Raw genomic sequence first — 20,711 nt, forward strand, 5'->3', positions numbered from 1 at the left:
ATATAGGATAGGGAATTGCCAGACCGCGGGGCGGCGTCTTTTTTCTCCGACCGGCAGGTGAATATATCAGGTGGGCGCGGCCGGGATGGTCGGGTCTGCGAAAAACCTTCCAGACATCTCCTCCGGGATGCCAGACCAATCCCGTGATATATTAATCTGATCATATCGCTAAAATTTCCATATTCTCCAATTCTGCGATAAAATCACGACCTTGCCGGGCCGAATGCCCTGCCGCCACCCCACCACCTTTATACCCCACAGGTCAACCGCGATCCAGGGACGATTCATCCATGAACGTGAGACTACCCGACCTGAAAGCCAGATATTTCGTGGCCATCGGCCTCATCATCTGCTCGCCCATGCTCTTCACCTATATGGCCTGGGAGGGGCAGAGCACTTCCACCACCACCCTCGCCTTCGAGGGGGCGCCCGGGGGCGTGGTCTTCATCGCCGATCCGCACCTGCGAGAGGAGAATCTCGACCATGTGAGAGGGATGATCCAGGAGATCAATGCCATGCATCCCTCGGTGGTGCTCATCGGCGGGGACTTTGTCTATGGCGAGGAACCCGATCTCTCCCTCCAGCAGGTCTGGCGGGAGGTGGATGCCCCGGTCTACGCCGTCCTCGGCAACCATGATTATAAGTCAGGGGTGGACACGGTCAGCGGACTGCAGAAGGTGATGGCGGTCTCGGAGTCCAACCGGAGCGTGGAGGGCTACGACATGAGCATGCTCAGGGACGAGACCACCGACACCGAACTTGCCGACGCCCTGACAACAGAACTTGAGAGCACCGGGGTGCATGTGCTGAGAAACGAGGTCGTGGACCTCTCCATCGACGGCACGCCCGTGCGGATCGTCGGCGTCGACGACGGGTGGGCCGGCATGGCCGATCCCCCTGAGGTGCCTGAGAGCGACGCCTTCACCATCTACCTGATCCACGAACCCGAGTGCCGGGCCGACTGGGACGCCGACCTGATCCTTGCGGGCCACACCCACGGCGGCCAGGTCATGATCCCTGGTGTGAAGGAACTGAACGATGCCGGATATTTTGAGTTCTCCGGGCTGATCCAGAAGGGAGAGACCCCCGTCTATGTCAGCCGCGGGATCGGGACTTCGAACCTCAAGACCGAACTGCGGTTGAACAATCCCCCCGAGATCGTGGTGATCGCACCGTCGCCGGGTGGGGCGGATCTGAAGGCTGTATAAAAATTCCTGACCAGGAAGGGGGCGGCACGCCTCTTTTCAAGATCTCTTTTTTCGGCTTTGCTGAATCAAGCATGAGCCGAGAGCACGCCTCAGACAGACCGCATGAACATTGTTCTGAGCAGCGCTTCGGAGTGGTGAAGGCACCACTCAACCGCCGCCCCCCGCCCATCTTCCCTGTGGGGGGTCCGGGGGGTCTCGCACCGGGGGTGCTGCCCCCAGACCTCCGGGATGAAGATGGGGCCGGGAAGACCTGTTGATCAGACAGCCCCCTCCGCCGGCAGATTCTGCCCTGCCGTCCCATGGGAACATGTCAAGATCCCTTGACTTAGAATCCGTCCCCCATCAATGCCCGGAGTTCAGGAACATCCTGACCATCTCCTCCTTCTCCACCCGCCGGAGATAGAAGTTCCCGACCGCGGCGATGATCAGCGCTCCCACCAGGTCGAAGATGAGGTCGTACATCGTGTCCTCAAGCCCGTGCTGGAGTTCGGTGCCGAAGATGGTGTCGAAGGCGAACTCGTAGATCTCCCAGAACGCACCGAGAGCCATCGTGAAGATCACGATGAAGAAGATGATCATCGGCCGCGTCAGTCGCAGACCGCTGTACCGGTCGACGATGAGGACCATCGCAAACCCGAGGACCGAGATGGTGATCGAGGAGACGAAATGGGCGATCTTGTCGTAGTAGGGCGAGAAGAGATCATAATATGCGGAGATGTGCCCGGCGACATGGAGGTAGAGAGAGATGGCGATGAGGAGGTTGACCTCCCAGGGCATGCAGATGTCGGTGCGTCTGCTGACGATGTACGGGACGGTGGTGACCAGAAATCCGAAAAATCCGACGATCGCCAGGAAGTAGTCCCCGATAGCAACGCTGTACCCGACGTTCAGGAGGATGAGTCCCTGGACAACATACGCAGCAACCTGACCGGGTGGCCACCGCCAGATCATCGCGGTGGAAGATGGTGCGCCGGGGATATATATCTGACACTCGGGGCCATTGCACCGCGCGGCAGGTTGCAGGCCCGAAAAATAAAATGAGTTCAGTCCCGCCGCATCACGAGGACGACGAGAGCAAAGGCCGCGGCCGCCGCCAGACAGGAGATGGGCGATGGCTGTGGCGCGGTCGTTTCGGCGGCATCGGGGGCCGTCGTCGCGGTCGTTGTCTCTTCCACCGTACCGGTCGTCTCGACTTCGGTCTCGGTCTCGGTGACGGTTGTGTTTTCTGCCTCAGCCTCAGCCGAGGCGTAAGTCACGACGGGCGTCGGGGTCACGGCTCCTCCCTTTGTCTCTGTGATCGCAAAGTAGGGGAAGCCGGACGCCTGTGCACGGAAGTATACTTTCCCGCCTTCAATACGGAGGAGTTCGGTCGGGAGGTCCTTCCACTCGCCGTCGTCGTAGTATTTCAGGACGATGTCCCCGGGATTCAGCCCATTCGCTGCAAGCCAACTCTCCGGGATCTCGAAGTAGATCCAGCACTCACCAGGATTGTCGACATATTTGAGCGAGATCTCATAGACGCCAAAGACCGCCCCGTCGCCGGGTGCGTCGGCATCCGGGGGAAGGTTATTCGGGGTGATCTGGATGAGTGCCCCGCTGACCGACGAGGTCACCAGGAGGTTGATGCGGGTGATCGGGCCATTGGAAAAGGTGAAATTTGCCCAGCCGCCCGCGGGGATCGAACCGCGAGCACTGGTAAAACCAGCCCAGTCATCGCCGTCGCCCCCCGAAGAAGTTCGGGTCGGCTCGGTCGTCGGCTCGGTCGTCGGTTCGGTCGTAGGAGGGACGGGCGGTTCGATGGTGAAGAAGAGAGGCAACATATCATAGAAAACCACTCCCTCATCATCATTATACACCTCATAGGGATCGTCGCAGAACCCGTCGCGATCTGAGTCGGTTGCCCCCGTGTATCTGGCCCAGTAGTTCCCGCCAATGGATGGGCCGCCGATGATGTTCGGGCCGGAGCGTCCGGTGACATTCCAGGTATTCGATTCGCCCGCATTCATCAGGTCTCCTTTCGTATTGTCCCTGAAGATGTTGTTGTAGATGGTGTTGGAATCGGAATAATAGAGGTCGAGGCCGATAAAATTGTCAGTGATATTGTTGCCGGTGATGACGATATTCTTCGAATGATAGAGGTAAGGTCCCGAGTAACTGCTCATCATAACCCGGCAGTCTTCGATCGCCCCGCCATCGGCATAGGTATACATGATGTTGCGATAGAAGCCCGAGATCGTAACGTTCCTGAGGGTGACATTGTTTAGATGGGCATCAGATCTTCCCTGGACCCAGATCCCGTTTTCTATCCCGGAACCCTCCGGTCCTCTGCCGTCGATGATGTATTCACCGCCATCGAGTACGACATCCGGGGCGTTGATGATGACCGCCCATTCACCGGAAGTGACATCGCCGGTAAGAATGTTCCCTTTCAGGTTGTAGTCCCCGGACTCGTTGATCCAGATCGGATAGTTCCCGTCCGGGACGATTTCTTTCGCCGCCGCGGGGACGGCACAGCTGCACAGCGTCGCAAAAATCAGTGCACATGCGAGCACGAGCACAAAACCATCATAATTCTTTTTCTTCATGACTTCAACCTCCTGCAGGGTGCCTGAAGGATCAGGCATAATCGAGAGGCTCATTGGAGAGATGGAGAGGGTGAATTCTGAGACGATTTAATCATCAAACCAACCATAAACCTTCAATGCCACATATGACGGCATTGAACCCTTTGGTTTTGATATAATTGAATAAGGTGACGGGCATATATTCGTTGTGGAATTCCGCTCGAGTTATATTCCGATGGAATATCCCCATATTGCCTTAGAGAGACCAAATACCGAGCAAAAAGGCAAAAAATAGACTTAAAAAATCACAAACGGTTGAAAATGATAATATACTATATTTCACACAATCGTTTCCCTCTACTCGCCTCTCTGATTCGGATATTATTCCGAATTCCCTCCTGGAAATATGACGACGCGGGATCAGATCCAGCTGATCCCCGCTATCATCATGGAGAAGAGGACCAGGTCATAGGTGGCATGGGTGACGGCGCTGACTGTCGTGGACGTCCTGGCCCGCAGAACGGCAAAGACCAGGCCGGCCAGGAAGACGGAGACGAGGCCGTCCCAGGCGTACTGGTAGGCATGGAGGGCGGCAAAGACCAGACAGGAGAGGAGGATCCCGAAGCGCGGTTGGAGTACGCCGCGGACCGCCACCTCTTCCCCGACGCCGGCGACGATCGCCGCCACGACCGCCGCAACCGGGGTGAGATATGAACTGAAGAGCGCCTCGGTGTAGGCCTCGTCGGTGACGTACCACCCGAAGTATTCCCAGACGGCGACGATGACATGGTCCACCACACCGAAGACCAGGACCAGACCGAGTCCCACCGCGACGGCGAAGGAGAAGGAACGGATAGTCGGCCTGACCAGGCCGAGACGGTCGAGGACTTCAGGGAAGGAGCGTTTCACAAAGAGCCCCACCGCGAGGAACGCACCGGCGAGGGTCCAGACCAGCCCGTAGAGGTCGGTCTTCGCCGCTTCCGTGGGGGTGAGTGCGCCGAAGTCCATGGAGGGATCGCCGATGAGATCGACGAGCGGCGGGTGCCCGAGGACCAGGAGGGGGACGAGGGGCAGGAGGGCGATGGCCGCAACGACGACAAAGGCCGTGGTGTGGACAAAGTTCTCGGGATCGATCGGGATCCACCTCGCGAGGAAACGCCTCACCCGCACCGAATAGAGGAGCAGACAGAGGGAGGCCGCCCCGATAGAGAGGATAAAACCTGCCAGGAGGGCCACCGCGGCCTCTACCGGCATCTCCCCGGCGTCCATGATGTCATACCAGGGAGCGATGGAGAAGAACCAGCCGACGAGCGCAAGTCCCAGGACGAAGAGTGCCGTCAGGAGAGAGACGACCGGCCGCAGGCGAGGGCGGTCGAGGGCGAGGAATGCCAGGGTGGCGATCAAAAAGATCGGGGCCGCTTCGGCACCGGTGGAAAAGAAAAGTCCAAGGTCGCCCTGCGGGTTGCCGGAGAGCCCGAAGACCAGGGCGACCGCCCCGGCCACGAGGGCGATGAGGACCAGATAGGGGTGAAATCTCTGTGTATCCATAGAATTCCCGTGCCGTCTAAATCTGTGGGCATCGGGTATAGAGGTGACTCCGGTTCCGGGTGTGTAGAATTGGGGGGCCAGGGAGCACGCCCCACGCATACTTGAGGCGAGATCTCCCGGCGTGAAGATGGAGGAAGGCATGATGATCTGATGTGCCGCCCTCATCGTCGAATCTCCCCCGCCGTCTCGCGCCGGGGGGCGTTGCCCCCCGGACCCCCCACGGCCAGAAGATAACCGAGGGGCGGCGATGGAGTGATCCACCTGTCGCGATTGAGAGGGATCCACCCACACCTTGAAACGCTACTCAGCAATCTTCATGGCGTACGCTTGAGCCCGGGGTTCATGCCCAATTCTAATGAGCCCGGTCTGCCGGACTCATTCCCCGGCGAGTTCCCGCACCACCCTGATATTCCCGGCGTCGTCCCGTCGCTCGTCCACCGGGGTCTCGCAGATGAGGGGGAGGCGCCTGATTGCCGCGACCGAGAAGAAGGCGCTAAAACCTTCCTCGCCGATCGCACCCAGACCGATGTGCTCGTGGCGGTCGAGGTGGGAACCGAGGGGGCCCTTCGAGTCATTGCAGTGGACGACCCGCAGGCGGTCGAGTCCGATGACGTCGTCGAAGGCGTCGAGGCTCTCGCCGACAGCGTCGGCGGTGCGCAGGTCGTACCCGGCGGCAAAGGCGTGGCAGGTGTCGAAGCAGACCGCGGTCCGCTCCTCAGGCAGGGCATCCAGGATCGCTCTGATCTCCTCGAAGGTTCCGCCGAGGCTGTTCTTCGTTCCGGCCGTGTTCTCCAGGAGGAGGAGGGTCTTGCCCTCCGCCTCTTCAAAGGCCTGCAAGACTCCTGCGATCAGTCTCCGTCTCCCACCCTCGATCCCGGTCCCGAGATGGCTGCCCAGGTGCATCACGAGGTACGGGATCTCCAGGGACTCGCACCGCCCGAGTTCCGCGGCGAGGGTCGTCACCGACTTTGCATAGACTTCTTCCTTCGGTGAGGCAAGGTTCGGGAGGTAGGGCATGTGGTCGACGACCGGCCCGATCCCGGAGGCGTCAAGGGCCCCAATGAAGGCGGAGATGTCGCCGTCGGTCAGCGGCTTGAACCGCCAGCCCCTAGGGTTCCGCGAGAATATCTGAAAGGTCGTGCATCCCCGTTCCCCGGCGCGGCCCACCGCCGCCGCCAGAGATCCGGCGATCGAGACATGACACCCGACGCGTAGCATGGGAGAAGCGTGGGGGAGGGGAGGAGATGAGGGTGACGATCCGGGAGGGGGAAGATAGCCGAGGTGGCGATAGGTGTGTTCTCACCCGATCCATCGCTTCGTCGAGATCTCCGGTGTAGCCATTTCATCACCCGCACGACGAACCTGCTGTCCCGCGGCCCGACAGAGACGATGACTCTTACACATCGCCCTAAGGTTATCCTCCGCCTTCCTCCTCAACGATCCGGCAGATCTCCCGCCGGAGTTCAGGCACGCGGTTGACGACCGTCCTCCAGACAAGCAACGTGTCGACGCCAAAATAGGTATGGATCAGTCTGTCCCGCATTCCGGCCATTTCCCTCCATGGAACGGCAGGGTACCTCTCCCTGATAGACGGAGGGATCTTTTTTGCCGCCTCCCCGATGACCTCGAACTTCCTGATGACGGCGCTCTGGGTCTTATCGTCATGGAGAAACTCGTCGTAGGTCATGCCCGCGGTGAACTCCTCGATCTTCTCCAGGGCAGCGGCGACATCCGAGAGATAGAGAATAGGGGCTCTCATGCAAAGAGGAGATCCCGCGTCACCTGGTTGCGGATCTCCGGGCGGAGTGCCGTTTCCGGTACGACATCGACGCTACGGCCAAGTTTTTCTTCGAGGTATTGCGACAGGCCGACAAAATCAAAGAGGTCGGCACCGGCGTCGAACGCGACGAGGACATCGATGTCGCTGCCCTCTCGCTGTTCCTCACGGGCATATGATCCGAAGAGGGCGATGCGCTCGACATGGTACCGCTCTCTGAGTTCGTCTTTCAGGGACCGGAGGATATCAAGGACTTCGGCGCGGTTTTTCATGGAGGTCATGTCTCTGTGGTATGTCCTCCTGTGCCGCCGGGGTGCTTTAAGGTATTGATCGCCCGGTCCCAATCCCTGATTCCTAAAAAAAGATCTGCGATATTCCAGACCGCCAGGGATTCCCGTGGACGACGGCAGAAACCATCCGCACACGAAAATGAGAGGATGTACCACCAGAGAGAAGCGATGAAACCCCTCACACAGATCAGGCAGAACCTCCGCACAATCAGGCGATGCTACGGCGTGGCACACATCAGAGTCTTCGGGTCTGTTGCACGGGAGGAGGACACCCCCGCACGCGGCATCGAGATCTCGGCGGAGTTCCGGGGAACACTTTCCAGTCGAAGGGACAATCGTTGATACGGCCTGTTAACGCGTATATTGAAAGCAATTTCCCTCTAAACCTCTTTCAAAGGCGAACCCGCGGGTCGATGTACCTCCATGCAGAGACTAAATTCTGGCTCTGTTGAATCGGGCATGAGCCGAGAGCATGCCTCAGGCATACGCAATGAACATTGTTCAAAAGATCTTCTGATCGACGTGCCGCCCCGACCACAGAATCTTCACCACCGTCTCGCACCGGGGGGCGTTGTCCCCCGGACCCCCCGCATCAGGATAGGAGCGAGGACGACAACCCCCTCTTCAGGTGCATCAATGGCGCCTTCCCGGCCCTATCTTCACTTCATCCCGGGGGTTCGGGTGCAGAACCCCCGGCGCGAGTGAGTGAGAAGGCGATGGATTCGGTCATAGGGGGGTTGAAGGGATGAAAAGAGGATGGTTTCTACAGGGCCAGAATTCGAAAACACTCTTTGACAGTATCCATCTCCGCCGGTTGCGACCATCTCATAGCAACTCCAGGACAGAGTCAAAAGAAAGCAGGCATAGCGTGCGCACGAAAAAGGAGGGGAGAGTGTATCAACGGACATTTTCGATCTATTTTCAGAAATAGTATGGTGTCAATCATAGTCCTCTCTGAGAGCGATAGAATCGGCATGTCCGAGAACATAGGGACAGGATTTTTCTATACACGTACGATCAGTCCAACTCGAATCGTTGCTTTCTAAGCGATACCCCCACGTACCCGCTGGAGCACTGTACGGATACCACCCATATTCACCGGTATCATATTCGTCCCATTTGAAGATCACATCTGTTTTATACGCATCATTTTGAGCGTCATAATCCAGAATTACCTCTGCAACGTCTGAATCCTGCTCATAAGAGATCACATCCCCTATCGCGTACGCAGGTTCCGACAAAGGTGCGGAAGGAACGGGGGGTGTCGTTGTATACGGCGTATTACCCGGTTGAACTCCTAGAGACGAAGATGGCTCTGGTTCGGAGTACACGACTTCGGCGTTATCCGCAAAAGCAACCCTCAAAACGTCCCACCCATCAGAGAGATCATCGGGATTCACAGAAAGATGGATCTTAATGGTTTCTCCAGGCCCTAACGCATCGACAAAATCCCGGTCCAGCATTAAATCCTCATTCTGAGAGTCATTCAGCGCCGTAATCTTTAAAATCTCAGTACTCTCCAGCGCAGAAGAGACATCAGATTCAGGCAGAGTAATCACAGCAACGACAATGTTATGCGCCGTGGTAGATCCGGTGTTCTTGACGGTCATGTACGTGTCAATGGAAGACATGCTCTGATCTTCAGCACCAACATCGAGTATGTGCAGGTGCGTATCACCTTCGCTGAGAGATGAATCGGTACATCCTCCCGTTAAAACAACCGCAATGACAGAAACAAATAGCAGAAACAACGGAGTTATTTTCATATCCATTTTAAAAGGCCTCGTTATCTAAAATGACACAGAATCGTGCGACATCTGGAGGGATAATCATTTTGATTTGGAATTCTTGAAATATAGACATTGAAGACCCCCAAAAAATATTGTGCATGAAAAAAGACTTCTTTTTAAGATCTAGGCTCTGTAAAAATCCTCCGGATAGTTTTCTTCGCCGGGGGGCGGCAATGTCCCCCTCATAGTCATTGATGGTGCCTTCCCGGCCCTATCTTCATCCCGGGGGTCCGGGGGCAGAGCCCCCGGCACCGATGTTTGGGAAGGCGTGATGATCGGATGTGCCGCCCCTCGTGCAGGATCTTCACCGTCATCTCGCGCCGGAGGGTTGCACCCCCCGGACCCCCACGACGAAGATAGCCGAGGGGCGGCATGATGCTCGACTTCTACTCCCTTCTCGAACGCAAGGATGAGGGTCAGGAATCGATCCAACTCCGATATGAAATTTTCATCCCCTATGCTTGAGGCATGATCTCGCCTCATGTTGAATTCTAAAAAGCCAAAAAAAAGTATAAAGCAATTCAAAAGGGCTTCTTTCCCTCGAATATCCTCTTCACCCCAGACGCCCCAGCACCGCCTCGCCGAACTCGACCGTCGTCGCCGACCCGCCCAGGTCGGACGTCTTCACCCCGGCACCGAGCGTGCTCTCCACCGCCGCCTCGACCGCTGCCGCTCCTTCGCGGTCGCCGGCATGATCGAGAAGCATCGCCGCACTCCTGAGCGCCGCCACGGGGTTGGCGATGCCCTGGCCGGCGATGTCAGGCGCCGAACCATGGACCGGTTCGAAGAGGGCGTGGTCGTCCCCGATATTTGCCGACGGCAGGAGCCCGAGGCCACCGACCAGGGAGGCGGCGGCGTCGGAGAGGATGTCGCCGAAGATGTTGGTGGTCACCACGACCGCATACCGGTCGGGGTGCATCAGCACGTCCAGGCAGAGGGCGTCGATGTACTTCTCCTCCCACTCAACCCCGGCCGCCTCCGCCTCCTCGACGGCGCACCGGCGGAAGAGAGCGTCGGACTTGAGCACGTTGGCCTTCGTCCCGATGGTGAGCCGACGACCTTTCGCAAGCGCCGCGGCGAAACGTGCGATCCGCCTGCTTCCGACCTCGGTGACCACCCGGAGGGTGCAGGCCGAACCTGGAAGATCCCACTCGATCCCCGAGTACAGGCCCTCGGTGTTCTCGCGCACGATGGTGAGGTCCGCGCCGGGTCCGCGGACCGGACGGATATTGGCATAGAGCCCGAGTTCCTTGCGGAGCATGACGATGACGCTCCGGTAGTCCGGGTCGGGCGGGGTGGTCACCGCCCCGAAGAGCACGGCGTCGGCGTCGCGGAGGGCCCGGAGTTCTTCGGCACCGATGGCCGCACCGCACCGCTTCCACCGCCCGTACCCCACCTCGACCGGGAAGTAGTCCCACTCCGGGTGGAGACGCCTGAGCGCCGCCTCGGCCACCGGGACGACTTCCTCCCCGATCCCGTCACCCGGAACGACCGCGACCTTCATCCTCTCTCCACTCCTCCAGCATCCTTCTCAGGACCAGATCGATGGTATGCGGCGACGCACCCCAGTGGACCACGCCACCGTACTTCTCGTTCCAGACGCCGACGCCCTCGCGCTCGCCCCGACAACACCTGGCGATAAACGGCTCCTCGGCCACCTGGGTGAGCGGACAGATCTCCGCGATCTCGATCCCATCGCCATAGTTCTCGGCGCAGAACTGCCTGGCCGTGAGGCACCCGGCCACCCGCTCGTTCCCTTCCAGACGGTCGGCGTCCAGCGTCCGGTCGAATCCCCCCGCCCGGCAGGGATAGACCTCGGCCTCCAGGTCGCGGATATCTCTGATATGATACTCGAAGGTGACATTGAGATCGCCAAAGAGCCCGGTGGCCTCAAGTTCCTCCAGCACCGCAGCCAGGTGGGCCCGCGGCGGGACGATGTCATAGACATGGACAGTGAGAAAACTCCCGGGTTCCGGGTCGAAGACAAAGGTCCGCGACTCGTCCGGACTTGTGAAGATCGTGCACCGCTTCCCGCTCTCGCTAGCAAGACGGAGCAGACGGGAACGGTCATTGATATTCACCGGTTCGGGCCAGACCGCCGTCTCTTCGGGGGTGGCGAGCACCCAACCGGCCTTCACTTCGCGCATCAATTCGTCTCCATCGGCGAGACTGACCGCGAGCACCTCCGGTCCCTCGTCCGTCTCCCTGATCAGCCAGCGGGAGAGGAAGTAAACCTTCTCGCCCAGGGGTTTCGTGGTGGCGAGTCCCACATATTTGCACTCTTCAGGAAATATCATTCATGTCCTCCGCTGAGATAGGGGACGAGGCCCCCGGCCCGGAGGATCTCCCGCATCCGCGGGGAAAGCGGTCGGAGAGGCCGGCGGACACCGGCGGCCTCGACCCACCCCTCTTCGAGATCGAAGCGCACTGTCTCGCCCTCCTGGCATGGGACCTCGCACTCAAGCACTGGAAGACCAATATTGACCGCGTTCCTGAAGAATATTCTGGCAAAGGTCGGGGCGGCGACCGCCACGACTCCCGCCTCTTTCAGGGCGACCGGTGCCTGTTCCCTGGACGACCCGCACCCGAAATTCGGGCCCGCGACGATCACCGCACCCCTGAGCCGTCCGGCAAGGGCGGGGTCGAGGTCCTCGAAGGCATGACCGGCCCAGACCGAACGGTCTTTCGTCCGCAGGTACCGCCCGGCGATGATCAGGTCGGTGTCGATGTCGCGGCCCAGACAGACCGCACGTCCCTCCCCCCTCACAGGCATCCCTCCGGGGAGGCGATCTCGCCGGCAAGCGCAGTCGCCGCCGCGGTCGAGGGGGAGGCAAGATAGATCTCGCCGCCGACGCCCATCCGGTTCCTGAAGTTCCGGTTCGCCGTCGAGAGGCAGACCTCGCCCTCCCCGATGACGCCCATATGCGCACCCAGGCACGGACCGCATCCGGGCGTCCCGACGGCGCACCCGGCCTCGACGAGGGTGGTGAGGACGCCGGTCTCGACTGCACGGAGGAGCACGGCCCTCGACGCCGGGACGACGACCGTCCTCACCTTCACCTTTTTTCCCTTCACGATCGCAGCAAAGCGCTCCAGATCCTCGTATCGCCCGCAGGTGCAGGTGCCCAGGAAGACCTGGTCGACCGCCATCCCCTCCTTCTCCGCGACCGGGCAGACGGTGTCCACCCGCGGCGGGAGAGCGAGGAGGGGTTCGAGATTTCCAAGATCGATCGTCACCTCGTCGGGGTAGCCGTCGACCTCCCGGTGTTGGACCCCGACCTCGTGCCCGAACCCGGCAAAATATTTCTGGGTCGTCTTGTCCGCATAGAAGAGCCCGGCCTTCGCCCCGGTCTCCACCGCCATGTTCGAGAGGGTGAGACGGTCGGCCATCGAGAGACCTGCGGCCCCCTCGCCCACGAACTCGAGGGCGCGGTACGTCCCCCCGTCCATCCCGAGGGCGGCCACATAGGCGAGGGCGAGATCCTTCGCCTCGACCGCCCCGGTGAAGTGTCCTTCCAGGAAGATCCCGATCGTCTCAGGCACCCGGAACCAGGACTCACCGGTCGCCCAGACCCCCGCGAGATCGGTCGCACCCACCCCGGTCGCAAAGGCGCCGAGGGCCCCGAGGGTGCAGGTGTGCGAGTCGGCACCGACGACCACCTCGCCGGGCAGGGCGCACCCCTCGGCCATCACCTGGTGGCAGACCCCGCCGCCGACGTCGGAGAAATGTATCTTCTGCTTCTTTGCAAAGGCCCGCAACTCGTGCTGGAGGTCGGCGGTCAGCGAGGTGTTGGCCGGGGCGATGTGATCGAAGATGAGATGTCGGCGGTCGGGATCGGTGAAGACCCCGTTGCCGATCGCACGCCAGGCCTCAAGGGCCAGGACACCGGTGCCGTCATGGGCAAAGGCCCGGTCCACCCGCCGGTCGAGATACTCACCGGCCGGTGCGCCGAGGATCTGTTCTGAGAGGGTGCTCATCCGTGCAACACCTCCCTCCCCCTCACCGCGGTGCAGAGGATCTCCTTGAGCACCTCGGGAGTCACATGACACTTCGCCTCGCTGCGCCGTTTCACTTCATGCAATACCCAGCGCACCCCCTCGTCGTCCAGATGATACCCGAGGGACGCCGCCACATGCTCGACCGCGTGCCGTCCCGTATGCTTGCCGAGCACAAAGGTCCGCTCCCGGCCCACCAGGTCAGGGGAGACATACTCGTAGGTCGAAGGGTCTTCGAGAAGGGCGGCGATGTGGATCCCGCTCTCGTGGGCAAAGGCGTTGGCACCGACCACCGCCTTGTTCCTGGCCACCTCCACCCCCGACGTCCGGGCGACCAGGTCGGAGAGGCCGCCGATCTGAGAGAGGTCGTACCGGTCGATCCCGACCTTCGTCGCAAGGACGACGAGCACCTCTTCAAGCGGAGTGTTCCCGGCCCGTTCGCCCAGGCCGTTGACCGTCGTATGGAGCTGGAAGGCCCCGGCCTCCGCGGCGACAAGGGTGTTTGCCGTGGCGCACCCGAGGTCGTCATGGCAGTGGATGCAGAGCGGGAGGTCGACCTCGCTGCGGATCGCCTGCATCCGATCAAAGGTCTCCATCGGGGTCATGCACCCGACGGTGTCGGCGAAGGTGGCGAGGTCGGCCCCGGCCTCTGTTGCCTGCCGGTACGCACTGATGAGGGCGGGGAGTGCAGTCCGCGAGGCATCTTCGGCCCCGAACCGCACCTGCACCCCGTGGTCGTGGGCGTACTCGATCATCGCACAGGTCTCGGCCATCACCTCTTCCCGGCTCTTCTTATATTTGGTCCTGATATGGAGGTCCGAGGTGGCGGCAAAGAGCCCGATCATATCGACGCCGCAGTCCAGGGCGGCGTCGACGTCCCCCTTTCTCGCACGGGAAAGCGCACAGATCCGGGCGTCGAGGCCCATCCGGCAGACCGCCTGCACGGCCTCCTGTTCCTTTGCAGAGACCGCAGGGAACCCTGCCTCGATCACCTCGACCCCGGTCGCGTCGAGGAGGGACGCGATCTCCATCTTCTCCTCGCGGGTAAACGTGACGCCCGGCGTCTGTTCGCCGTCACGCAATGTTACGTCACAGATCTCAATATGCAACTTTTTCATGACATTCACCAGCAGGGCATTCGCCGCTGACGATCACCGTCTGCGGACGATCCGGCGGGACAATCAACCGCCGCAGTCCGGGCAGGTCGTCGGCCCGGCAGTACGCGGGGTCGGCCCATCCGAGATACCGCCCGACACCGGGCGTCTCCTGGCCGCCGACCATACCCATACGCCTGTTCTCCAGCACAATACAGAGGAGCGGGAGCTCCTTTTCGTAGACATCGACGAGGGCGTTGAGCCCGGAGTGGAGGAGCGCATAGTCTCCGATGAGGGCCACCCCGGTACTCCGCGCTCCCACTCCCACCGCCGCACCGAGGCCGTAACTGGCGGTTCCGATGCGGTACGGCGGGTTGACGGCGAGGAGCGAACACCCGGCATCGACCGCCGTCCGCATCCCCCGTTCCACGAGCAGGGCAAAGAGCGGGCGGAAGGGGCAGTTCTGACAGAGGGTCCGGTAATACCCGCGGTCGGAGAACCGTTCGGGCGGGCCTTCGGGTGCGGTCACCGCCGGGCAGGTAATCCTGACACCCGCCGGGGCCGGACGTTCCGACGAGACGGTGGCCATGACCTGGAGGGCATGTTGCCATCGTCCCAGGTTGGTGAGGTCCGGATCGGCGAGTGCGCCTGAGCCCGGCGTCCTGGGGAGAGGCGTCCCCGCCGCCTCCGCATCGAGCACGTCGGGGACGACTCTGAGAACCGCAACTCTTGAGAGCGCTTCGGAGAGAGAGAACGCCTCTTCGACCGCAGCCGCAAGGGCGAACCCCCCCTCGGGCTCCACCACCGGAACCATCGCCACCGGGCCATAGGCACGGGAGTCTTCGGCCGCCTGCGATGCTCGTGCCAGGGGGTCGTCGCCGGCGATGACCACGACACCGGCACCGAGCCCCTGGGCCGTTGCCTGGACCATCGGGTCGGCAAGCAGATTCATCCCCACGTTCTTCACGACGACCGCCGCCCGTCGACCGACAAGCGAGTCGCCGAGGGCGTACTCCAGGGCCACCTTCTCGTTGGTGCAGACCTCGGCCCCGGCCGCGGCGGCGAGGTCGGTCACCGGATAGCCCGGCACGCCGTAGATCCGGTCGGCCGCCGCCCGCAGAGCGGTCGCCAGAGTCTCGGTCCCTCGCATCTCAGTCCCTCCCCGGGATCAGGTCGCACCCGGTGCAGGCCGCACACATCGTCCGTGCCGCCGCAGGGTCGAGCCCGGCCTCGTCCAGCGCCTTTTTCAGCACCGCATGGAGACGGAGCAACCGTTCGGCCGACGGTCGGGCAAAGTGAGCGAGCCCGGCGCCGGGCGAGAGCGGCCTGAGCACCGGGATCACCCCGATGGAACAGAGCCGACGGATCACGGCTTCCATTTCTTCATCGCTCTCGCCAAGCCCGACGATGACATTGCTCTGGACATGGTTCTTCCCGAAGAGCCCGACCGACTCTTCGAGCACCTCCCAGAGGAGGTTCCAATCCTGTCCCGGACACATCTCGGCGAAGAGTCCGGGCGTCGCCGCTTCGAGGTTGAACTTCACCTCAGCGACGCCCGCCTCCCGCAGCAGCCTCGGGGTCTGCGGCGTCGGGTAGATGGAGACTCCGATCGGAAGGCCGAACGGCACGAGGAGCCGAACGATCCCGATCGTCCGCCGCTCTTCCTCCGCCACGCTCCCAGCCACGCCGCTGGTGATCGAGATGGCGTCGATCTCTCCGAGGACCGAGCGCACCATCTCGATCACCTCGTCGAGCATCTTTATGCGGCCCTGGTTGAGCGGCACGGCGCAGTATTTGCACGAGAAGATGCACCGCTCGGAGAGGGTGATGTAGGCCTGGCGGGGACAGTGGAGAGGAGCGGGTTCGAGCACACCCCGCACCAGTTCTCCCCCGAAGGGGATGGTCGCCTTCCCCATCCCCTCGTGGATGAGCGTCAGGTCGGCTTCGGGATCGACCGAGAGCCTGACCCGTCGGCCGTCGACCGAGAAAAAAAGAGAACCCGTACCCCCGGCACCGGGCCCGGCCGTCGAGGATGAGACATACTGCTTCGCCGGCACCCCGACCACCTTCACCCGACCCCTGGCCAGGAGTTCGGCCTTCAGTCGGAGCCAGTCCATAGGGCAAGCGCCTCCTCGAAGTCGGTGTAGAAGGGGATCGCACCGACTGCTCCGATGAGCCCGTTCCCGTCCATCACGACCCTGACCTGCGGGAGCACGGCCTCAAGGTCGGCACGCGAGACCTTGCCCCGCTTCACCGCCTCGCCATACTCCCGGAGGGACGAGGGATCGAACCCCACAAAGGCCGCCATCCCGGTCTGGTCGGAGAGGGTGTAGCGTCTGAGTAATACCGCGAACCGCTCGATGAGAGCGTCGGGATCGGTGGAGGCGAACTCCACCGCACAGGCCACGCAGTTCTTCGTCCGTTCCGGCACCGGGAAGAGTTGCACGATGGTGTGCGAGAGGTAGACCGAGGCCTCGTCCGCGATCTGCCGGGCGATGTTGTGGACCAGGGTCCAGGTCGCCCCCGCCTCGGGAGTATCGGTGTCGTCCACCCCGATCACCACCCGTTCGCGGCGGGGGAGCCAGACCGTCGAGCCGGCCAGTTTCCCGCCACCCGACTCGTCACACTCGGCCCTGATCACGCCCCGACCCCGCGCCCGGCAGGCCGAGGCACCGACGCCCCCCCCGCCCATCCCGAGATAGGTGACCGAGACCTCGTCGCCCTCGACCGACGCTCCGGCAATGCCGGCAGGGAACTTCGAGCCTTCGAGCCCCAGGTCGACCGACCCGGTCCGCAGGAGGTAGCGCGTCGTCGGCCCGACAATCCGCGCCGACTCGACGAGCGGGCTCTGCGCATAGTGGCGACGGACCCACTGCGCACCGCCGGTACATTCGTAGAACTCAACGATCTCGGCCCGGTCGCCGCCGGCATCGGCGACGGCGACGATCCCGGGGTACGAGATCACGTATGGATCTTGAAGTTCCTCAGATGCTCCCTTCAGGTCGTTCGCCATAGAGACCAGCCGCCTCCACGCCGCGGTTGCCCCAGAGCACAGCGCCCAGAGCACCTATCCGGCCCTTGCTCGCCGCGGAGTCGATGAAGGTGATCCCGAGCCTCGCCGCCTCGGCCTCCACCTCGTCCTGGGTGAGCAGTTCGGTCTTGATCTTCCTGGTGTACTCGGTCTCGGGCAGGCCGATCCCGCGGTAGTAGGCGATCCCGGTGTCCCCCGAGACCGCGTGCTCCTCGATGTAGTCCTTCACAAAACCGAGGAGGTCGTCGACCGACCCCGGCCTGACCGCAAAGTTCAGCACCGAGCCGACACAGTTGGTCGTCTTCTGCGGGGCCTTCGGGTTGAGTTGAACCAATCTCATATTAAGGTACTCCGCTCCTTCGACCTTGCACGCCTCGGCACACTTGAGAGCCAGCACCCAGGTTGCCCCATCCTCTTTGGTATCGGTGTCGTCGATCCCGATGGTCACCTTCTCATACTTCGGGGAGACGATCCGCACCCGGCAGATACGCGCACCCCCGATGTGGAGATCGTCCTCACCCGGGTACTCGGCCCTGATCACCCCGGGTGCCTGCGGGAGACATGCGGCAACGCCGACACCGGCACCGGCGATCCCGGCCCAGGTGGTCACGACCTCGTCGCCCTCCACCTCGACGCCGGCAAGGGCCTGGCCCCCGATCTCCTGACCTGCCGCCCCGAAGTGAGGTTCGTACGCACCAAGGCGAGCGGCCATGGTCATCGACGAACCCTGGACGTCGGCGGCGGTCAGCGCCCCGCCGGCACGCCGTCGATTCATCACGTCCCACTCGATGGTGCCGCGGTGCCGGCAGGTCTCCAGGATCTCGGCCAGGCCTTTCTCCTCATCCACCATCACGATAAATTTCTCTGCAAAGAGCGGCCCAAAGCGCTCTCTCACTTCGTCGGGGGTCAGCACGATCATAGTATACACCGAAAATTTCGTTGACGAAATATTCGGTATCATCTAAGATAAAGGGATCGCAGGTGAGCGAGAGGAGCAGCCCCCCATATGCTGACCTCACTCAGAGAGAAACACGCCCATATCGCCCTCCGATCCGGGAGGAGGGGATCTGATCCGGGCTCATATTGAAGAGATTTCAGGATCCTGGCAGAGAAGGCCCCGTTCACGAAACGCCAGCAATATCATGAACTCTGTCGGCCCCATAAAGCCCCCGCATGATTGTGAGAGATATCAGGGCATATCTCCTCCAGGAAAGGCGACATCTGGCCGTCGTAGACGCATGGAAATCGCCGCGATTTTTCGGGCAGGCGAAGGCCCGAGGGAGGCAGAATCGTGGGTGAGAGGTCGGGATTCCGGCCCGCTTAACAAAAAGGGCTCTGTTTCTGAACGATTCGTCCTCTGCCTTCCTGTCCCCATCCTCATCGCGGCGGTCCGGGGGCAACGCCCCCCGCACGGAGGTCTGGGATGACGTGATGAATCAGACATCCCGCCACCCAATCGCAGAATTTTCACCGCCATCTCGCGCCGGAGGGCCTTGCCCCCCGGAGCCTCCCAGGACGAGGATAGGCAGGGGCGGCGAGGGGCGAGATTCACACCCCGGAGATCCATTCTGAACAATTTTCATCGCGTATGCTTGAGGCGTGCTCCCGGTTCATGCCCGACCCTACAGAGCAAAAAAAGAATTATCTTCTTCTCATCATGACCGCCGCGCCGAGGGCGAGGATCGCAAGCCCTTCCATCACCGGGGACTGTTTCGGGACGGTGGTGCCTGCCGGGGGCGCGGATGTTTCGGCGGTCTGCACCACCTCAGTTGCCGGGGCCGTCGTCTCTTCTAGTGGCACGGCCGCCTCTGCGGCGACGATCTTCCCCGCGACGATCGCGAAGTACGAGAACCCGTCGGCTTCGGCCGAGTAATAGACTCTCTCCTCGTCCTCCTTCAGGAGCGTCGTGGGAAGGCTCTTCCATCCCTCGTCGGCGTACTGCAGGAGCGTGATCTGACTGCCTGAAAGCCCGTGTGCATCCAGCCAGGTCTTCGGCACCGAGAACTCGATGACGAGACCCGCAACCGCGGAGGGGTCGGCGCGATACAGCGTCATCTTCTCGATCTCATAGACCGTCGAGCCGGGCATCTCGATGCTCGTCGGGAGGGACGCCTTCTCCACGGTGACCAGGAGGTTGGAGATGGCGTCCCAGGCCTTCACCGTGACCCGGTCGATTGCGGTGCGGTCCACCGAGAACGACCTCTTCTCCCCTGCAGGGACCGATCCCGCAAATGAAGCCACATCAGAGAGGCCGCCGCCCGAAGAGGATGACCCGCTTCCGGACGGTTGCGACGCCGGCCGGGATGTCGCCGACAGCCCGAAGAGCGAGAGGCCGTTGGGGGAATATGCCTCGAAGATCATGTTGCCGGCGGGATCGGTGCCGACCAGCCTGGTGTCCAGCACCTCCTTCGTGTCATCTTCCGCCCACCGGATGATCCGGATCGCACCGACGCCGCCGTGGGCGTCGACCCATGCCGGGCTGACGGTCATCCTGACAGAGGCGCCAGTGATCTCCTTCCCGTTCGTCAGGTTCGTCTTCTTGATATTCATCGTGAAGGCGACCGCATCCACCTCCAGGCCGTCGCCACTCGCAGCGAGCTGGAAGGCCGACTGCACATCCTCGGTTATGTTCTGGCTGAGGGTGGTCGTGATGCCCGCCCCGGCCGGCAGGCCGGTGAGGTTGGCGCGGATGCTCCCCGAGACGGTGCCGGGGAGGGGGAGGTCGGCGACGAGGGGATCGGTTTCGAGGACCAGTTCGTCGAAGGTCGCGTTGATTCGCCCGCCCGCCGGTTCCTCCATCGACGTGGTCCTGACGGCGAGGTTGAAGCCGTCGCCCTGCAGGACAAGGTGGCTGCCGTTGATGCCGGCGATGCTCGCGTTGACCGATATGAAAGGCGCCCCGCTGCTGTTCTCAGCGAAGGTGCAGTCCGGCACCTCGAAGGAGACCGTCTCCGTCTTCTTCGTCGCGGGGACCACGGTGACGATCGCAGAACCCGTGCAGCCGCCGCACCCGGCGGTGATCGTCACCTCTCCCGGCGAAAGTGCTTCAAAGCACCCGGTGGTCGCGTTCACGACACCGAGGGTCGTGTTGCCGCTCGACCACACCAGCACGGTGTCGGGAAGTTTCTCACCACGCTGGTCGAAGACCTCCGCCGTGAAGGTCACGCTCTCGGCCACTTCGAGGGTTTTGGCGGGCGGGGAGACGGTGATGGTCGTGGGGGTGAGGATGAGATAGGCGTCGATCGGGGAGATGAGGGGGTGGTAGTGATCTTTGCCTCCGGCCGTGAACGGCGTGTCGCCGAGGCCGTCGCCGTCGGTGTCGTTGCCGGCGTAGGTGGCAAAGTGGTTGCCGATGAAATTGGAGTATGCGGTATCGTTGTACACGTAATTGACCGGTTTCGTGGAGTTTAGAG

At 61.9% G+C, this 20,711-nt stretch carries 19 protein-coding genes; 2 read left to right on the forward strand and 17 right to left on the reverse strand.

Annotated elements, in window-relative coordinates; translation table 11 throughout:
* Positions 1-290: 290 nt before the first annotated feature.
* Positions 291-1,208, forward strand: a complete 918-nt coding sequence (locus RJ40_RS05965; protein WP_265582434.1) for a metallophosphoesterase — start codon at positions 291-293, stop codon at positions 1,206-1,208.
* Positions 1,209-1,550: 342 nt separating this feature from the next.
* On the opposite strand, the gene RJ40_RS05970 is transcribed toward RJ40_RS05965, so the two are convergent.
* From RJ40_RS05970 to RJ40_RS05995, 6 genes are all read right to left on the reverse strand, one after another.
* Positions 1,551-2,159, reverse strand: a complete 609-nt coding sequence (locus RJ40_RS05970; protein WP_265582435.1) for a DUF2238 domain-containing protein — start codon at positions 2,157-2,159, stop codon at positions 1,551-1,553.
* A 92-nt stretch (positions 2,160-2,251) separates the two neighbouring features.
* The gene (locus tag RJ40_RS05975) at positions 2,252-3,793 is read right to left on the reverse strand and encodes a NosD domain-containing protein (RefSeq protein ID WP_265582436.1); all 1,542 of its coding nucleotides are present in this window, start codon (positions 3,791-3,793) and stop codon (positions 2,252-2,254) included.
* A gap of 399 nt (positions 3,794-4,192) precedes the next feature.
* Positions 4,193-5,320 (reverse strand): CPBP family intramembrane glutamic endopeptidase, encoded by a 1,128-nt coding sequence (locus RJ40_RS05980; RefSeq protein ID WP_265582437.1) that lies wholly within the window; start codon positions 5,318-5,320, stop codon positions 4,193-4,195.
* 375 nt (positions 5,321-5,695) lie between these two features.
* On the reverse strand, positions 5,696-6,538 hold the full coding sequence (locus RJ40_RS05985; protein WP_265582438.1) for a deoxyribonuclease IV: 843 nt from the start codon (positions 6,536-6,538) through the stop codon (positions 5,696-5,698).
* Positions 6,539-6,734: 196 nt separating this feature from the next.
* A complete protein-coding gene (locus tag RJ40_RS05990) occupies positions 6,735-7,079 on the reverse strand; it encodes a HepT-like ribonuclease domain-containing protein (protein ID WP_265582439.1) in 345 nt (114 codons plus the stop codon).
* Positions 7,076-7,378, reverse strand: a complete 303-nt coding sequence (locus RJ40_RS05995; protein WP_265582440.1) for a nucleotidyltransferase family protein — start codon at positions 7,376-7,378, stop codon at positions 7,076-7,078. Before RJ40_RS05995 ends, RJ40_RS05990 begins: the two co-directional genes overlap by 4 nt.
* Before the next feature lie 177 nt (positions 7,379-7,555).
* Here RJ40_RS05995 and RJ40_RS06000 point away from each other — a divergent pair, with 177 nt between their 5' ends.
* Complete coding sequence (locus tag RJ40_RS06000) at positions 7,556-7,729, forward strand: hypothetical protein (RefSeq protein ID WP_265582441.1); 174 nt, start codon at positions 7,556-7,558, stop codon at positions 7,727-7,729.
* Positions 7,730-8,325: 596 nt separating this feature from the next.
* Here RJ40_RS06000 and RJ40_RS06005 read toward each other — a convergent pair.
* The 11 genes from RJ40_RS06005 to RJ40_RS06055 all read right to left on the reverse strand — a co-directional run bounded on the left by RJ40_RS06005 (position 8,326) and on the right by RJ40_RS06055 (position 20,682).
* Positions 8,326-9,159, reverse strand: a complete 834-nt coding sequence (locus tag RJ40_RS06005; protein WP_265582442.1) for a hypothetical protein — start codon at positions 9,157-9,159, stop codon at positions 8,326-8,328.
* A 571-nt stretch (positions 9,160-9,730) separates the two neighbouring features.
* Positions 9,731-10,681, reverse strand: coding sequence for an isocitrate/isopropylmalate dehydrogenase family protein (locus RJ40_RS06010; protein WP_265582443.1), 951 nt, complete (start codon positions 10,679-10,681; stop codon positions 9,731-9,733).
* Positions 10,656-11,474, reverse strand: coding sequence for a DUF7714 family protein (locus tag RJ40_RS06015; RefSeq protein ID WP_265582444.1), 819 nt, complete (start codon positions 11,472-11,474; stop codon positions 10,656-10,658). The genes RJ40_RS06010 and RJ40_RS06015 overlap by 26 nt, the downstream gene beginning before the upstream one ends.
* Positions 11,471-11,944 (reverse strand): LeuD/DmdB family oxidoreductase small subunit, encoded by a 474-nt coding sequence (locus RJ40_RS06020; RefSeq protein ID WP_265582445.1) that lies wholly within the window; start codon positions 11,942-11,944, stop codon positions 11,471-11,473. Before RJ40_RS06020 ends, RJ40_RS06015 begins: the two co-directional genes overlap by 4 nt.
* A complete protein-coding gene (locus RJ40_RS06025; RefSeq protein WP_265582446.1) occupies positions 11,941-13,155 on the reverse strand; it encodes an aconitase/3-isopropylmalate dehydratase large subunit family protein in 1,215 nt (404 codons plus the stop codon). The genes RJ40_RS06020 and RJ40_RS06025 overlap by 4 nt, the downstream gene beginning before the upstream one ends.
* The gene (locus tag RJ40_RS06030; RefSeq protein WP_265582447.1) at positions 13,152-14,291 is read right to left on the reverse strand and encodes a homocitrate synthase family protein; all 1,140 of its coding nucleotides are present in this window, start codon (positions 14,289-14,291) and stop codon (positions 13,152-13,154) included. The genes RJ40_RS06025 and RJ40_RS06030 overlap by 4 nt, the downstream gene beginning before the upstream one ends.
* A complete protein-coding gene (locus RJ40_RS06035; protein ID WP_265582448.1) occupies positions 14,272-15,417 on the reverse strand; it encodes a thiamine pyrophosphate-dependent enzyme in 1,146 nt (381 codons plus the stop codon). Before RJ40_RS06035 ends, RJ40_RS06030 begins: the two co-directional genes overlap by 20 nt.
* 1 nt (position 15,418) lies before the next feature.
* Positions 15,419-16,384, reverse strand: coding sequence for a radical SAM protein (locus tag RJ40_RS06040; protein ID WP_265582449.1), 966 nt, complete (start codon positions 16,382-16,384; stop codon positions 15,419-15,421).
* A complete protein-coding gene (gene mmp11, locus RJ40_RS06045; RefSeq protein ID WP_265582450.1) occupies positions 16,366-17,280 on the reverse strand; it encodes a methanogenesis marker protein 11 in 915 nt (304 codons plus the stop codon). The genes RJ40_RS06040 and mmp11 overlap by 19 nt, the downstream gene beginning before the upstream one ends.
* Complete coding sequence (locus RJ40_RS06050; protein WP_265582451.1) at positions 17,252-18,217, reverse strand: tRNA(Ile2) 2-agmatinylcytidine synthetase; 966 nt, start codon at positions 18,215-18,217, stop codon at positions 17,252-17,254. The genes mmp11 and RJ40_RS06050 overlap by 29 nt, the downstream gene beginning before the upstream one ends.
* A 722-nt stretch (positions 18,218-18,939) precedes the next feature.
* On the reverse strand, positions 18,940-20,682 hold the full coding sequence (locus tag RJ40_RS06055) for a PGF-pre-PGF domain-containing protein (RefSeq protein ID WP_265582452.1): 1,743 nt from the start codon (positions 20,680-20,682) through the stop codon (positions 18,940-18,942).
* Positions 20,683-20,711: the final 29 nt, after the last annotated feature.

This window comes from Methanofollis aquaemaris (assembly GCF_017357525.1).
GTDB classification, from domain to species: Archaea; Halobacteriota; Methanomicrobia; order Methanomicrobiales; family Methanofollaceae; genus Methanofollis; species Methanofollis aquaemaris.